The sequence below is a fragment of the Salinarimonas sp. NSM genome (assembly GCF_052380005.1).
GTDB lineage: Bacteria > Pseudomonadota > Alphaproteobacteria > Rhizobiales > Beijerinckiaceae > Salinarimonas.
In genome coordinates this window covers 182,449-197,977 of sequence record NZ_JBQTCJ010000001.1, presented here as the reverse complement: position 1 = coordinate 197,977, position 15,529 = coordinate 182,449, and the positions used below count along the sequence as shown (strand labels likewise).

13 protein-coding genes are annotated in these 15,529 nt (G+C 73.2%); 4 read left to right on the top strand and 9 right to left on the bottom strand.

Annotated elements, in window-relative coordinates; translation table 11 throughout:
* Window positions 1-72: 72 nt before the first annotated feature.
* Entirely contained in the window at window positions 73-1,296 is a 1,224-nt protein-coding gene (locus ACTZWW_RS00995; protein WP_444779122.1) for an aminotransferase class V-fold PLP-dependent enzyme, read from the bottom strand.
* Window positions 1,297-1,420: 124 nt separating this feature from the next.
* Between ACTZWW_RS00995 and ACTZWW_RS00990 the strand changes: the two genes are divergently transcribed.
* Window positions 1,421-2,191, top strand: coding sequence for an IclR family transcriptional regulator (locus ACTZWW_RS00990; RefSeq protein ID WP_444779056.1), 771 nt, complete (start codon window positions 1,421-1,423; stop codon window positions 2,189-2,191).
* Window positions 2,192-2,196: 5 nt separating this feature from the next.
* Here ACTZWW_RS00990 and ACTZWW_RS00985 read toward each other — a convergent pair whose 3' ends face one another.
* The 7 genes from ACTZWW_RS00985 to ACTZWW_RS00955 all read right to left on the bottom strand — a co-directional run bounded on the left by ACTZWW_RS00985 (window position 2,197) and on the right by ACTZWW_RS00955 (window position 9,225).
* The gene (locus ACTZWW_RS00985; protein ID WP_444779055.1) at window positions 2,197-2,709 is read right to left on the bottom strand and encodes a RidA family protein; all 513 of its coding nucleotides are present in this window, start codon (window positions 2,707-2,709) and stop codon (window positions 2,197-2,199) included.
* Window positions 2,696-3,661: an ABC transporter ATP-binding protein gene (locus tag ACTZWW_RS00980; RefSeq protein WP_444779054.1), complete on the bottom strand. Its 966-nt coding sequence runs from the start codon at window positions 3,659-3,661 to the stop codon at window positions 2,696-2,698. The genes ACTZWW_RS00985 and ACTZWW_RS00980 overlap by 14 nt, the downstream gene beginning before the upstream one ends.
* Entirely contained in the window at window positions 3,654-4,691 is a 1,038-nt protein-coding gene (locus ACTZWW_RS00975) for an ABC transporter ATP-binding protein (protein ID WP_444779053.1), read from the bottom strand. Before ACTZWW_RS00975 ends, ACTZWW_RS00980 begins: the two co-directional genes overlap by 8 nt.
* Window positions 4,688-5,815 (bottom strand): amidohydrolase family protein, encoded by a 1,128-nt coding sequence (locus ACTZWW_RS00970; RefSeq protein ID WP_444779052.1) that lies wholly within the window; start codon window positions 5,813-5,815, stop codon window positions 4,688-4,690. The genes ACTZWW_RS00975 and ACTZWW_RS00970 overlap by 4 nt, the downstream gene beginning before the upstream one ends.
* A gap of 1 nt (window position 5,816) precedes the next feature.
* Window positions 5,817-6,674 carry an ABC transporter permease gene (locus ACTZWW_RS00965; RefSeq protein WP_444779051.1) on the bottom strand — a complete coding sequence of 286 codons (858 nt, stop codon included), beginning with the start codon at window positions 6,672-6,674 and terminating at the stop codon, window positions 5,817-5,819.
* A 4-nt stretch (window positions 6,675-6,678) separates the two neighbouring features.
* Entirely contained in the window at window positions 6,679-7,620 is a 942-nt protein-coding gene (locus tag ACTZWW_RS00960) for an ABC transporter permease (RefSeq protein ID WP_444779050.1), read from the bottom strand.
* A 66-nt stretch (window positions 7,621-7,686) separates the two neighbouring features.
* Window positions 7,687-9,225, bottom strand: a complete 1,539-nt coding sequence (locus ACTZWW_RS00955) for an ABC transporter substrate-binding protein (protein WP_444779049.1) — start codon at window positions 9,223-9,225, stop codon at window positions 7,687-7,689.
* A 221-nt stretch (window positions 9,226-9,446) separates the two neighbouring features.
* On the opposite strand from ACTZWW_RS00955, the gene ACTZWW_RS00950 reads away from it, so the two are divergent.
* The 3 genes from ACTZWW_RS00950 (at window position 9,447) to ACTZWW_RS00940 (ending at window position 14,884) form a co-directional block, all read left to right on the top strand.
* The gene (locus tag ACTZWW_RS00950; protein WP_444779048.1) at window positions 9,447-10,358 is read left to right on the top strand and encodes a S49 family peptidase; all 912 of its coding nucleotides are present in this window, start codon (window positions 9,447-9,449) and stop codon (window positions 10,356-10,358) included.
* The gene (locus ACTZWW_RS00945) at window positions 10,355-12,079 is read left to right on the top strand and encodes a glycoside hydrolase family 13 protein (protein WP_444779047.1); all 1,725 of its coding nucleotides are present in this window, start codon (window positions 10,355-10,357) and stop codon (window positions 12,077-12,079) included. The genes ACTZWW_RS00950 and ACTZWW_RS00945 overlap by 4 nt, the downstream gene beginning before the upstream one ends.
* 105 nt (window positions 12,080-12,184) lie before the next feature.
* Entirely contained in the window at window positions 12,185-14,884 is a 2,700-nt protein-coding gene (locus ACTZWW_RS00940; protein ID WP_444779046.1) for a TIGR02302 family protein, read from the top strand.
* A gap of 28 nt (window positions 14,885-14,912) precedes the next feature.
* Here the strand turns inward: ACTZWW_RS00940 and ACTZWW_RS00935 are convergent, their stop codons facing one another.
* Window positions 14,913-15,521: an HD domain-containing protein gene (locus ACTZWW_RS00935; protein WP_444779045.1), complete on the bottom strand. Its 609-nt coding sequence runs from the start codon at window positions 15,519-15,521 to the stop codon at window positions 14,913-14,915.
* Between the last annotated feature and the right edge of the window lie 8 nt (window positions 15,522-15,529).

The following is a 15,529-nucleotide window of genomic DNA, read 5'->3' as shown; positions in this document are numbered from 1 at the left end:
CCTTCTTCTCGAAGCGATCGCCGCACGAGCGCGAGCAGCGCAGACGCATTCCGCGGCTTTCGTGCGTCCACCTCACGCCAGCCAGCCGAGATACCCGTCCACCCCGCCGTTGCGGGCACGCGCGCGGTCACCCGGGCGCTCGGCGTGCGCGGCGCCCGCGCGCAGCACGGCGGCGAGCGTGTCGGCGACGATCCGGTCCTGGCCCGGCAGGAGGTTGCAGGGGTCGAGCTGGAAATAGCCGAGCTCGATCTCGTGGTCGCGCACGATCAGCGCCGGGTCCTGCTCGGCCAGCGCGCGGGCGAAGGCCGCGGCCGAGGTGCCGGCCCGCGCCGGGTCGACCTCGACCTGCAGGCGCGAGAGCGGGTTGCCCGTCGGGTCGGGGACGATGCGCGACGTGATGCCGGGAAGGCCGGCGATCGCGGAGGCCCACAGCGCCAGCGTCGCCTCCTCGGCGGCGCGCACGGCGGCGTGGTCGCGCACCATCCACGCCTCCATCGCCGCGATCGCGCCGGCGATGCTCTCCTTGCCGATCTTCATGCCTCGCCCGATGCCGACGTTCTGGAGATAGGCGGCGCGCACGAGGTCGCGCCGCCCGGCGACGATGCCGCCGGTGGGGCCGCCCAGGAACTTGTGGGCCGAGTAGACCACGAGATCGGCGCCGGCCTCCAGGAAGCCGGTGAGGTCGTATTCCGACGCGGCGTCGACGATCACCGGCACGCCCCGCTCGCGGGCGATCGCGACGAAGGTCGTGAACGGGATCTGGCCGTAGTGGACGACGTGGTGCGAGACGACGTAGAGCGCCGCCGCCGTCGCCTCGCCGAGCGCGCCGCGCAGCTGGTGGTCCATGGCCAGCGTGGACTGCCCGACGGGGCGGGTGCGCGCGCCCGCGAGCGCGATCGCGGTCTCCACCGGCGCGCCGTAGCCGCACAGGTGGCCGAGCTGCACGGCGACCTCGCGGCGCGGGCCGGCATCGGCGGGAAGGGCCTCGGCCCGCGCGGGGTCGAGCCCGGTGATGCAGCCGGCGATCGCGAGCGAGATGCCGGCGCTGGCGGACGCCGTGAGGAAGCCGGCCTCGGCGCCGGTGAGCCGGGCGATCGTCGCGCTCGCGCGTGCCTGGAGCTCGTGCATGCGCACGAAGCGGCCCATGGCCGCCGCGGTCGCCTCGCGCACCGCGGGCGACGCCACCGAGGCGCCGAGCCCCGTCATCGTGCCCGAGACGTTGACGATGCGCCGGAACCCGTGCCGGTCGTGCCAGGACCAGAGGTCGTCCCGTGCGGACGCTTCGTGCTGTGCCATGACGTCATCCATGACGCGATCCTTGTATCGAGAGACGGTTTTCCATAGTAAGGGAATATAGCCCGATCATCCCCGGGGGACGTCCCGGCCCCGGAGAGCCCAGAGCGACAGCAAGACCCGCAGCATGACCGACGAACCGCGCAAGCGCACGAGCGGCATCGACCGCTCCCTGCAGATCCTCGACGCGCTGACCGAGCGCAAGCGGGCGATGACGGCCTACGAGCTGGCCAAGGCGGCCGGCGCGCCGGTCTCGACGATCTACCGGCTGATCGACGAGCTGGTCGAGCGCGAGATGCTCTCGCGCACGGAGACCGGCGCGATCTGGCTCGGGCCGCGGCTGATGCGCTACGGGCTCGTCTACCGCGCACACATGGATCTCTACGCCGAGGCGCGGCGCGAGATGACCCGGCTCTCGCAGCGCACCGGCGAGACCGTGCAGGTCTGCGGCCGCGACGGCGACATGATGGTGGTGCTCGCGATGGCGGACGGCGGCGGGCACTTCCGCGTGACGTCCGACGTCGGCACCCGCGTGCCGCTGAACTGGACGGCGTCCGGGCGCCTGCTGCTCGGGCACCTGCCGGAGGACGAGCGGCTCGCCGCGTTCGCCGCCGCCGCGCGACCCTCCGAGACCGGCATGGCCGAGACCGACCCGGCGCGGCTCTCCGGGCAGTCGCGGCGGGATTTCGAGGACAATCTCGCCATCCAGATCAGCAATTCCGAGTACTCGGTCGCCTGCATCGCCGCGCCGATCCGCGACGTCTCGGGGGCCTGCGTGCTGACGATGTCGCTCGTGCTCTCCGAGCAGCGCGCGCGCGACCGCCGCGACGTGCTCGTCGCGGAGGTCCGCGCGGCCGCCCGCGCCGTCGAGCGCGCCATGGGGCGCAAGGCGGCCTGAAGCCGTCATCGGGCCTGCGGCGCCAGCTCGAGCACGGCGTCGATCTCCACCGTGATCTGGTTCGGCAGCGAGCCGACACCGTAGGACGTGCGCGCGTGCGTGCCGTGCCGGCCGAAGACCTCGGCGATCAGGGTGGAGGCCGCGTCGATCACGGTGGGGTGGTCGGCGAAGTCCGGCGTGGCGTTGACGAGGCCGGTGAGCTTCACCACCCCGGAGATCCGGTCGAGGCTGCCGAGCTGCGTGCGCACCGCAGCCAGGATGTTGAGCGCGACGAGGCGCGCGTCGGCGCAGGCCGCCTGGAGCGTGACGTCGGCGCCGACCTTGCCGGTGCGCAGCCTCCCGCTCGCCTCGACGGGACCCTGGCCCGAGACCCAGGCGAGCCCGCCCGAGACGCGCACGTTGCAGAACGCCCCTATCGGCGCCGGCGGCCGTTCCGGCAGGCGCAGGCCGAGCCGCTCGAGCCGCTGCTCGGGCGTGCTCGTCTCGGGCGTCGTCGTGCTGGCGTCATACGAGATCATGCGCGGCCTCGATCTTCTTGCAGTAGGCGATGTGGTCGGGGCCGGCGCGGACGGCGGCCGGCGGGTCCTGCGCGCAGACGTCCGCGGCGATCGGGCAGCGGGTGCGGAAGACGCAGCCGGACGGGGGCGACAGCGGGCTCGGGATGTCGCCGCGCAGGATCGTGCGCACACCCCCCGCGCCCGGCTCGGGCACGGGAATGGCGGAGACGAGCGCGCGCGTGTAGGGGTGCGCCGGCGCGGCGTAGAGATCCGCCGAGGGGCCGGCCTCGACGACGCGGCCGAGATACATCACCACGGTCTGGTCGCACAGGTATTCCACGACCGAGAGGTCGTGGGCGATGAACAGCATGGTGAGGTCGCGCCGCGCGCGCAGGTCGAGGAGCAGGTTGAGCACCTGCGCCTGGATCGAGACGTCGAGCGCCGAGACGCTCTCGTCGGCGACGATGAAGTCCGGCTCGAGCGCCAGCGCCCGGGCGATGCCGATGCGCTGGCGCTGGCCGCCGGAGAACTCGTGCGGGAAGCGGCTCATGTGGTCGGGCGAGAGCCCCACCTCCTCGAGCAGCGCCGCCACCCGGTCGCGCCGCTCGCGGGCGGTGCCGATGCCGTGCGCGACGAGGCCCTCGGCGACGATCGCCCCGACGCTCAGGCGCGGGTTGAGCGAGGACACCGGGTCCTGGAAGATGATCTGCATGCGCCGGCGCATGCGGCGCATGCCGGCCGCGTCGAGCGCGTTCAGGTCCGTGCCGTCGAAGATCGTGCGGCCGGAGGTGGGCTCGACGAGGCGCAGCAGCGTGCGCCCGAGCGTGGTCTTGCCCGATCCGCTCTCGCCCACGAGCCCGGTGATCGAGCCGCGCGGGATGTCGAAGCTGACGCGATCGACCGCGCGCACGGTCCCGCGCGGCGTGACGAAGGTCTTGGTGAGGTCGCGGACCTGGAGGAGCGGCTCAGCCATGGGCGCCCACCGTCCCGCGCGCGTGCGCGCCCGCCTCTGTCCCCGCCCCTGTCCCCACCCTGTGGCAGGCGACGCGGTGGTCGCCCTCGAGCGGCGCGAGGGCCACCGGCTCCCGGCAGGCCTCGATCGCGATCGGGCAGCGCGGGGCGAAGGCGCAGCCCGGCGGCATGGCGGCGAGCGAGGGCACGCTGCCGGGGATCGGCACGAGCCGCTCGCCGCGCGGGCGGCCCGGCCTCGGGATCGTGGCGAGGAGCCCGCGCGTGTAGGGGTGGCTCGGGCGCGCGAACAGCGTCGCCACCGGCGCGGCCTCCACGACGGCGCCCGCGTACATCACCGCCACGTCGTCCGCCATCTCGGCGACGACGCCCATGTCGTGGGTGATGAACAGGATCGCCATGCCGAGCTCGCGCTGGAGCCGGCGCATCAGGTCGAGGATCTGCGCCTGGATCGTCACGTCGAGCGCGGTCGTCGGCTCGTCGGCGATCAGCAGCGCGGGATCGCAGACGAGCGCGAGCGCGATCATCACCCGCTGGCGCATGCCGCCGGAGAGCTCGTGCGGATAGGCGTTCATGCGCGCGGCGGCGGCGGGGATCTCGACGAGCTCGAGCATCTCGATCACCCGGCGGCGCCGGGCGCGGGCGTCGAGATCGGTGTGCAGGAGCAGCATCTCGCCGATCTGGTCCCCCACGGTGAAGAGGGGGTTGAGCGAGGACATCGGCTCCTGGAAGATCATCGCGATCTCGCGCCCGCGGATCGCCCGGAAGTCCCGCTCGCCGAGCCGGGCGAGGTCGACCCGCCTCCCGTCGCGGCGCCGGTAGAGGATGCGGCCGGCCTCGACCTCGGCGTTGCTCGCCAGGAGCCCCATCACCGAGAGCGACGTCACGGACTTGCCCGAGCCCGATTCGCCCACGAGCGCGAGGGTGCGGCCCGCGCCGAGCCCCACGCTCACGTCGCGCAGCGCGGTGACCGCGCCGCGCCGGGCGCGGAACGCCACCCGCAGGCCCTCGATCTCGAGGATCGTCCCGCTCATGACGGCGCCGCCGCGTGTCGGCGCGCCGCCGGCGCGAGCGAGGCGCCGATCACGGTCGAGGAGGGGGTGAGCACACGCTCGAGCGCGAGGGTGGCGCCCATGCTGTCCACCGCGACCTCGCCGCTCTCCTCGAGCCCGAAGACGGTGAAGTCGGCGCGCGCGCCCGGCGCCGCCGCGTCGGCCTGCGCGATCTTCAGGATGCCCCGCGGGCGGGTGGTGATCGCGGCGATGCACGCCTCGAAGCCCATGCCGACCGCGAGCAGCTTCGAGGCGGTGAGCGCGAGGTCGTGCACGGGCCCGGCGATGTTGCGCAGGTGCAGGTCGGTCGAGATCGTGTCGGGCAGGAAGCCGCGCTCGATCGCGCGACGCGCGGTGGCGAAGTCGAAGGAGGCGACGCCGTGGCCGACGTCCATGACGACGCCCTCGCCGGCGAGCCGCACCGCCTGGTCGAACAACGCCTGCGTGTCGGAGATCGAGCCCGCCTTCTTGCCGTTGAAGCAATGGGTGACGATGTCGCCGGGCGAGAGGATGTCGAAGACCTCGTCGATGAGGGGAGGCGGCTCGCCGACGTGGACCATCAGCGGCAGCCCGGCGATCTCGGCGACGCGCTTGGCGATCTTGGCCGGCGTGATGCCCCAGGCGCCGACGATGACGCCCGACGCCCGCACCTTGATGCCGCAGATCACGTCGCGGTTGGCCTCGACGACCGCGAGCGTGCGGTCGACGTCGATCGAGCGCATGTCGATGAGCTCGGGCACGCGGTTGCAGGCCACGAGCCCGATCGAGCCGATGTTCAGGAAGGCGCGCACGGTCTCGGCGGCGGGGTCGATCACGTACTCGCGCAGGCCGTGGAAGCTCGCCTCGCCCGCCGATCCGGCGTCCGCCATCGCGGTGACGCCCGTCGCCCGCCCGGCCTCGGCGGCGCGCACCGAGATGTCCGTGCCGCCGTGCCAGACGTGGACGTGCAGGTCGCACCAGCCCGGCGAGAGGAAGCGCCCGCCGCAATCGACGACGCGCGCGCCCGCCGGCGGCTCGGCGACCACGCGCCCGTCGTCGCCGACGTGGATCGTGGCGGGCGCGCTCCCGAGTGCGACGGGGGTGAAGTTGGTCAGCGTCAGAGCCACGTCAGAGGTCCTTTGCGAGGCGTGGGTCCATGGCGTCGCGCAGCCCGTCGCCGATGATCTGCAGCGACAGGACCGAGACCGAGATCGCGATGCCGGGAAACAGGATGAGGAACGCGGCCTGGTCTATGTACTGGCGCCCCTCGGCGATCATCGTCCCCCAGGTCGGCGTCGAGGGGTCGACGCCGACGCCGAGGAAGGACAGCCCCGCCTCCGCCAGCATGGCGTAGGCGAAGATGAAGGTGCTCTGCACCACGATCGGCGAGACGATGTTGCGCAGGACGTGCGTGGTCATGATCGTGCGCGTGGAGGAGCCCAGCGCGCGGGCGGCCTCGACGTAGGGCAGCTCGCGCACGACGAGGGTCGAGGCGCGCACGATGCGCGCGATCCGCGGCGCGTAGACGATCGACAGCGCGACGACCACGTTGACGATCGAGCCGCCCAGGATCGAGACGAGCGCGATGGCGAGCAGGATGTCGGGGAAGGCCATCATCGCGTCGATCAGGCGCGAGAGGGCGCCGTCGAGCCGCCTATAGAAGCCGGCGAGCAGGCCGATCGCGATGCCGATCGCGGAGGAGACCAGCGCCACGCCGAGCCCGATCGTCAGCGACACGCGCCCGGCATGGAGCAGGCGCGAGAGCACGTCGCGCCCGAAGGCGTCGGCGCCGAGCCGGTAGGCCTCGCCCGGCGGCGTGAGCCGGGCGCGCACCGACATCCGCGCCGGATCGGCGGGGGCGACCACGTCGGCGAGGACGCAGGCGACGAGGACCACGACGAACACGACGAGCGCGACGGCGACGGAGCGCCGGGCGAACAGGAGCTCGAGGAAGCGCGGCTCGCGCGCGCGGGCGCCGGCGGCCATGGCGTCAGTACCTCACGCGCTTGTCGACCACGAGATACAGGAGGTCGGTCAGGAGATTGATGAGGACGTAGAGGCTCGCCACCACGATCAGCGTGCCCTGGATCACGGGATAGTCCCGCCGCAGCACGGCCGAGACGACGAGGTTGCCGAGCCCGGGGATGTTGAACACCCGCTCGGTCACGACGGCGCCCGAGACCAGCAGCGCGAAGGTGAGGCCGACGATGGTGATGATCGGGATCGCCGCGTTCTTGAGCGCGTGGCGCAGCACGACGCGGCGCTCCCGCATGCCCTTCGAGCGGGCGGTGCGGATGTAGTCCTCGCCCAGGATGTCGAGCATCGAGGCGCGGGTGAAGCGCAGGATCAGCGCCGAGTTGACGATCCCGAGCACGATCGAGGGCAGGATCAGGTGGCGCATGCGCTCGAGGAAGTCGGCGTCCGGCCCGCCGTAGCCGGCGGCCGGGAACCAGCCGAGCTCGGTGGCGAGCCAGCGCTGGAGCATCAGCCCCGTCCAGAAGCTCGGCACCGAGGCGGCGAGCATCGCCGTGGAGATCGCGCCCTGGTCGAGCCAGGAGCCGCGGCGGTAGGCGGCGAGGATACCGATCGGGGTGGCGATGACGAGGGCGATGGCGAGCGACATCAGGGCGAGGAAGATCGTCGGCTCGGCCCGGCCCGCCAGCACCTCGGTCACGGGGCGGTTGAAGAAGATCGAGGTGCCGAGATCGCCGCGCAGCGCGTTGCCGGCGAAGGTGAGGTACTGCACGAGGATCGGCCGGTCGAGGCCGAGCCGTGCGCGAAGCGCCTCGGCGTCCTGCGGTGTGGCCTCCGGCCCGAGCATGAGCGCCGCCGGGTCGCCCGGCGCGAGCCGCACGATGACGAAGGCGATCGTCAGCACCAGGAGGATGACGACGACCATGCCGACGAGCCGCCGGGCGAGATAGGAGGTCATTTTCGAGCCGCTCGGGTGGGTGGGGCGGCGACGGCCGGCGCGAGGGCCGGCCGTCGCGCGAGACGTTCAGTCGAGCGTCACGTTCCAGAAGAACGGCCACGGCGTGGCGGTGACGCCCTCGAGCCCGGCGGCGTGCCCCATCAGGGCGTTGAAGCCGCCGATCTTGATGAAGCCGACGTCCTCGTAGAGCTTCTCCTGGAGCTGGCCGAAGAGCTCGCGACGGGTCTCCTCGTCGGTCTCGGTGGTGAAGCGCGCGAGGATCGCGTCCTTCTCGGGCTCCGACCAGCCGAGCCGCGAGGTCGGCGCGTAGAGGTCGGTGAGCGCGGGCTCCGGCAGGAAGGGCGAGTGGGTGATGTAGATGTCCCACAGCGCGGGGTCGTTGCGCTGCTGTCCGAGCGTCGCCCAGTCGACCACGTTCATCTCGACGGTGAAGCCCGCCGCCTCGAGCGCCATCTTGGCGACCTCGGCCATCTTGAAGTGGAACTCGTACTGGCGCGAGGTGAGGATGCGCAGCGGCGTGCCGTCGTAGCCCGCCTCGGCGAGGAGGTCCGCCGCCTTGGCCTGGTCGTTCTGGTTGTAGAGCTCGGTACCCGCCTCGCTGCGCCAGGCCCAGCCCTCGGGGTACATCGGGCCGTCCACGACGAAGAAGTTGTCGTCGCCGAAGGCGGCGTAGAGCATGTCGTCCATCGGCAGCGCCGCCTGGAGCGCCTTGCGGATCGTCAGGTCGGTGAGGAGCCCGTCCTTGTGGTTGATGGCGAAGACCGGCCAGCCGAAGGGGCGCAGCAGCATCGGCTCGACGCCCTCGGTCTCGGCGATGCGCGCGTAGGATTCCGCCGGCAGGCCGTCGGCGAAGTGGTACTGGCCCGACAGGAGGCCCTCGACGCGGGTGTTGGCGTCCGGCACGGGCAGGAAGCGGATCTCGTCGGGCGCCTGCGTGCGCGCGCCGGCGCCACCGTCCGACGGCTCGGAGCGCGAGGCGTAGTCCTCGAAGCGGGCGAGCTGGAGGTACTGGTCCGGCACGTGCTCGACGATGCGGTAGGGGCCGGTGCCGACGATGTCGGTCATGGTCTCGGCGATCGTCTCCTGCGGGTAGATCACCGCGGCGGAGTTGGAGAAGGCGAGCAGCGACAGGAGCGGCGCGTAGGCCTCCGTCATGCGGATCTCGACCGTGAGCGGGTCCGTCGCCTCGACCGCCTCGACCTTGTCGGCCACGCCCTTGCCGCGGGAGGCGACGGCGAGCCAGCGCTCGAGCGAGGCGACGACGTCGGCGGAGTCCATCGCCGAGCCGTCGTGGAAGGTCACCCCGTCGCGAAGGCGGATCGTGTAGGTCAGGCCGTCCTCGGAGATCTCCGGCATGTCGGCGGCGAGCAGCGGCGCCACCGCCCAGGAGCCGTCGAACGTGTAGAGCGTCTCGAGGAAGTGCTGCGTGACGATGCTGACCACGTCCTTGGTGGACATCATCGGGTCGAACGTGTCCGCCTCGCCGACGATGGCGACGTTGACCGTGTCGGCGAAGGCGGGGCCGGCGAGCGCGGTCCCCGCCACCAGGGCGGCGAGCAGGCGCGGGGCGGCGAGGCGCAGATGTCCCTTGGATCCGAATCTCATGGCGTTCCTCCCTTATAGTGGAATAGATTTCCTTACAAGGAAGATTGGCCGAGTCCTTCCCTAGTGTCAAGCATTCCGTCGGCGGCGGGCGAGGCCCCACGGCGCGGCGCGGAGCGCCCGACGGCGCTTGTCGCCCCGCGACGTGGTCCCTACGTTGCCCGTGGCTCGGCTCACCACCTCCGCCGAGATGCCGCCGCCTTTCCCGGACCCGGAGACCGCCCGTGCCCTCCTTCACCGATCGCCTGCGTTTCCTCGTCTCGCCGCGCTTCCGCGCCGAGCATCCGCTCGTGCCGGTGGTGCGGCTCGCCGGCGCCATCGGGGTCGGGGTGGGGCTGCGGCAGGGGCTGAGCTTCCAGGGGGTCGCGGCGGCGCTGGAGAAGGCCTTCGGCATGCCGGGCGCGAAGGGAGTGGCGCTCCTCGTCAACTCGCCGGGCGGCTCGCCCACGCAGTCGCACCTGATCCACCGCCGCATCCGGCTGCTCGCGACCGAGAAGAAGCTGCCGGTCTGGGCCTTCTGCGAGGACGCGGCGGCGTCGGGCGGCTACATGATCGCCTGCGCCGCGGACGAGATCTTCGCCGACCCGAACTCGATCGTCGGCTCGATCGGAGTCGTCTCCGGCGGCTTCGGCTTCCACGAGCTGATCGGGCGCTGGGGCATCGAGCGGCGGCTCTACACGACGGGCGAGAACAAGGCGATCCTCGACCCGTTCCGGCCGGAGGACCCGAACGACGTGGCGCGCCTGCGCACGATCCAGGAGCGCATCTTCTCGGGCTTCAAGGATCTCGTGCGCGAGCGCCGCGGCGCGCGGCTCGACGGGACGCAGGAGGCCGAGCTGTTCTCCGGCGCGTTCTGGGCGGGGGAGGACGCGAAGGCGCTCGGGCTCGTGGACGGCATCGGCGAGATCCGCACGACGCTGCGCGAGAAGCTCGGCGACAAGGTGCGCCTGCGCCTCGTCCAGCCGCCGCGCCCGGGCGTGCTCGCGCAGATCCTGCGGCGCGGGCCGCAGCAGGAGGCGCCGCTCGGGGGGATCGAGGGCGCGCTCGGCGGGGCGCTCGGGAGCGCCCTCGTCGATCCCCGCGCGGCGATCGCGGCGCTGGAGGAGCGTGCGCTCTGGGCGAGGCTCGGGCTATGACGGCGGCCGGCGACACCTCGCGCGAGACCGTGAACGGCCACGTCCGGCACTGGTGGAAGGAGGCGGTGTTCTACCAGGTCTGGCCGCGCTCCTTCCAGGACTCGAACGGCGACGGCATCGGCGACATCCCGGGCGTGATCGCGCGCCTCGACCACATCGCCGATCTCGGCGTCGACGCGATCTGGCTCTCGCCGCACTACGACAGCCCGAACGTCGACAACGGCTACGACGTGCGCGACTACCGCGCGGTCGGCGCCGAGTTCGGCACGATGGCGGATTTCGATGCGCTGCTCGCCGCCGTGAAGGCGCGCGGCATGCGGCTCATCGTCGACATGGTGGTCAACCACTCGAGCGACGAGCACGCCTGGTTCGTCGAGAGCCGCGCCTCGAAGGAGAGCGGGAGGCGCGACTGGTACGTCTGGCATCCCGGCCGTGACGGCGGCGCCGCGCCGCCCAACGACTGGCGCTCCTTCTTCGGCGGCTCCGCCTGGGCGCGCGACGACGCGACCGGCGAGTGGTACATGCATCTCTTCCACGAGAAGCAGCCCGACCTGAACTGGGAGAGCGAGCCCGCGCGCGCGGCGATCTTTGATGCGATGCGCTTCTGGCTCGACAAGGGCGTCGACGGCTTCCGACTCGACGTCATCGCCTTCGTCTCCAAGGACCCGGCCTTCCCGGACTACCCGCCTCGGCATCGCGACGCTCCGGAGTACTACCACGCCGACGGCCCGCGCCTGTTCGAGCACCTGTGCGACATGCGCCGGGAGGTCTATCGCGGTGCCGACAAGGTGGCGCTCGGCGAGGCGTTCGGCGTGCCGCTGCCACGCGCGGCACGGCTCGTCGCCGAAGGGTCGGGGCCGCTCGACATGCTCATCCACTTCGACGCGGTGCGCATCGACCGCGCCGGCATGTGGCGCTGGAAGCCCGTGCCGCTGCCCGTGTTCAAGCGCGTCTTCACGGACATGGAGCGGCTCCTCGGCCGCACCGCCTGGCGGGCGGTGTCGCTGTCGAACCACGACAACCCGCGCCTCGTCTCGCATTTCGGCGACGACGGGCCGCGCTGGCGGGTGCGCTCCGCCTGCCTCCTGGCGACGCTGACGCTGACGCTGAAGGGCACGCCCATCGTCTACCAGGGCGACGAGATCGGCATGACGAACTACCCCTTCGCGACGATCGAGGACTACGACGACGTCGAGGGCAAGGGCGCCTGGTCGGACTGGGTCGAGACCGGGAAGGTCGGCGCGCAGGAGTTCCTGGAGAACCTCTGGCGCACCTCGCGCGACCACGCGCGCACGGCGATGCAATGGGACGACGGCCCCAACGCCGGCTTCACCACGGGCACGCCGTGGTTCCACGTCCATCCCGACCACGGCACGGTCAACGCCGCCGCCGCGCGGGCGGACGACGCGTCCGTCTACCACGCCTACCGGCGGCTGATCGCGCTGCGCAAGGCGCGGCCCGAGCTCGTCTACGGCGACTTCCGCGACCACCTGCCGGACGACCCGCGCCTGTTCGTCTACGAGCGGCGGATCGGCGCCGACGCCTGCCTCGTGGCGCTGAACATGTCGGGCGAGGCGGCGTCCTTCGCGACGCCGGAGGGGTTCGCCGGCGCCGCGCTCGTTCTCGTGGACGGCGTCTCGCCGCAGAAGACCGAGCCGCTCGCCGGGAGCGTGGATCTCGAGCCCTGGGACTCGCGGATCTGGCGCCTCCCGGGATCGTGAGGGGCGCGCGCATTCGTCCCGCTTTGCGCGGGACCGATGCCGGCCTAAGCTCCTTGCCGCGGGGGTGACGCGCGCCCGAGCGGCGCGCGCGGGAACGAGGTGCGCATGAGCGACGAGCGCGAGCCGGTCCGGCTCAGCAAGAGGCCCGTCTCGGAGCACGCGGCCGAAGCGCCTCCCCGGCGCGCGCGCGGGTCCGGCGAGGCGCGGCCCAGCGGGGTCCTCGCCGGCCTCCTCTCCCGCGCCAGCGCCGACCGCGATCCCGCCGATCCCCGCGCGCGGCTCGACCGTCTCGTGCGCCGCGCCAGCCTCGCGCTCCTGTGGGAGCGGGCCTGGCCGGCGCTGTGGGCGCCGCTCGCGGTCGCCATCGCCTTCCTCTCCGTGTCCTGGCTCGGCCTGTGGGTCGGCGTGCCGCCGACCTGGCGGATGGCCGGCGCCGGCCTGTTCGCGCTGGCCTTCCTGGTCTCGCTCGTGCCGCTGGCACGGCTCCTCCTGCCCGGCGGGCGGATCGGGCGCGCCGCGGCGCTGGCGCGCCTCGATCGCGAATCGGGCCTTCCCCACCGTCCCGCCTCGACCTTCGAGGACCAGATCGCCGTCGGCGCCGGCGACGCGGGCTCGCGGGCGCTGTGGACGCTGCACCGCGCCCGCGCCGAGCGCGCGCTCGGCGCGCTCAAGGCCGGCGCGCCGCGGCCGGGGATGGCGCGGCGCGACCGCTACGCCCTGCGCGGGGCGGGCGTGCTCGTGCTGGCCGCGAGCGCCTTCGTCGCGGGCCCCGAGATCGGCGCGCGGGTCGGCGCGGCCTTCGACTGGCGCGCGCCCGTGCCCGCGGCGCCGGACTACCGGATCGACGGCTGGATCGACCCGCCGCTCTATACGCGCCGTCCGCCGCTGATGATCGACCTCGCCTCAGGTGGCGCCCATATGCGCGTGCCGGTGGGCTCGCGGGTCGTGGTGCGTGTCGCCGGGCGCGCGGACGCGCAGATCGAGGCGGTGGGCGGACTCGCCTCGATCGAGGACGACACGCCGGCCCGCACGCCCGTGGCCGCCCGCGAGGCGGCCGCCGGCGCCGCGATCGCCGCACCCGCGATCGTCGAGAGCCGCTTCCGGCTCGACGGGGACGGCGAGCTGTCGGTGCGCACGGGCCTCGTGCCCGACGGAATCCTCTCGCTCGAGGCGATCCCCGACACGCCTCCGACGATCCGCCTCGCCGGACCGCCGGAGCCGGGGCAGCGGGGCGTGATGACGCTGCGCTACGAAGGCGCCGACGACTACGGCATCGCCCGCGTCGTCGGCGACGTGCGGCGCGGCGACGGCGTCTCTGGCGGGCGCACGCTGGTGCCGCCGCCGACCCTCGACCTCCCCGTGCCCGCGACGGACGCGGACGACCCGGTGGCCGAGGAGATCGACCTCTCGGAGCACTACTGGGCCGGCGCGCGCATCGACCTCGCCCTCGTCGCCACCGACGACGCCGGCCAGGAGGGGCGCAGCGAGACGCTGTCCGTGACCCTGCCGCAGCGCCCGTTCTTCGACCCGCTGGCGCGGGCCCTCGTCGAGCAGCGCCGCAACCTCGTCTTCGCCCCGGACGATCGCCGCCGGGTCCGGGTCGCGCTCGACGCGCTCCTGATCGAGCCCGCGCGCTTCACGCCGGAATGGGGCGTCTTCCTCGGCCTGCGCGCGGCGGCGAGCCGCCTGCGGGAGGCCGAGGACGACGCCGACCTCGTCGCCCTCGCGGACTGGCTGTGGGAGATGGCGGTCCAGATCGAGGACGGCGACCTGAGCCAGGCCCAGCGCGACGCGCTCGCCGCCGCCGAGCGGCTCGAGGAGGCGATGGAGCGCGGCGCGCCGCAGGACGAGATCGACCAGCTGATGGCGGAGCTGCGCGAGGCGATGGATCGCATGCTGCGCGAGCTCGCCGAGCAGATGATGCGCGAGGAGCAGAACCGCGAGCAGGCGGACCTGCCGCCCGACGCCGACACGCAGACGCTCTCGCGCCAGGACCTCGACCGGATGATGGAGGCGCTCGAGGAAGCCATGCGCGAGGGCGACATGGCGCGCGCGGAGCAGCTGATGAACCAGCTGCGGGACATCATGCGCAACCTCCAGACCGCCCGCCCCGACAGCCGCATGTCGGACCCGATGGCGCGCGAGATGGACCGCCAGATGAACGAGCTCGACGAGCTCATGCGCGGCCAGAGCGAGCTGCGGGACGAGACGTTCCAGGAGGGCCAGGAGGGTCAGCAAGGGCAGCAGGGCCAGCAGGGTCAGCAAGGCCAGCAGGGGCAGCAAGGGCAGCAGGGGCAGCAGGGCGGCTCGCTGTCCGAGCGCCAGCAGGCGCTGCGCGAGCGGCTGCAGGATCTCCAGCGGTCGATGCGCGAGCTCGGCATGGAGGGCGAGCAGGGTCTCTCGGACGCGGAGCAGGCGATGCGCGACGCCGAGGGCGCGCTCGGCGAGGGCGACCAGGGCCAGGCGGTCGAGGACCAGGGCCGGGCGCTCGAGGGGCTCCAGCGCGGCATGCAGGGCATGGCCCAGCAGATGCAGGAGATGATGGGCGAGGGCCAGGGCGAGCAGGCCGGCCAGCCGGGCCGCCCCGGCCAGCGCGGCCGCGCCGACGCCAGGGCGGACGACCCGCTCGGCCGCCCCACCCGCGGTCGCGACTTCTCCGACGGCGACGTGCGCGTCCCCGAGGCCGGCGAGAGCGCCGCCCAGCGTGCCCGGCGCATCATGGAGGAGCTGCGCGACAAGCTCGGCGACCCGACCCGCCCGCGCGAGGAGCTCGACTATTTCGAGCGGCTGCTGCGCTCGAATTGATGTCGGGGCTCGGCGGTGCCGTCGCGGGCTACGCGCACCGCTCCGCCAGCTCCGCGCAGCGGGCGGCGAACCGCGCCTGCGCCTCGCTCGCCGGCCAGGGCTCGAGCCATCCGGCGACGTCCTTCGGCGCGCCCTCGGGCGTGCCGAAGAAGGCGCGGGCCTCCGCGTCGGAGAAGCCGGCGAGCCGCGTCGCCTCGAGGTAGGCGGCGGTGCGGTCGGCGCGCTTGGTGAGCTTGACGAGCGCCTGCGACGGGATCGCCCTCAGGCCGAAGCGCAGGCGGATCGCCGCCAGGAGCCTGGCCTCGACCTCCTTGTAGACGTCGCCGATCACCGCCTTGAAGGGCGAGATCATGTCGCCGATGACGTATTCCGGCGCGTCGTGCAGGAGCACGCCGAGGCGCTCGTCGTCGCGCGCGTCCGGCGCGAGGCGCCGCGCCACGTCCTCGACGAGGAGCGAGTGCTGCGCCACCGAGAAGATGCGGCCGCCGCGGGTCTGCCCGTTCCACCGCGCCACGCGGGCGAGGCCGTGGGCGATGTCGTCGAGCTCGATGTCCAGCGGCGAGGGGTCGAGCAGGTCGAGGCGCCGGCCCGACAGCATGCGCTGCCAGGCGCGCGGGGCGGCCTCCTTGCGTGCCATCGTCTCGG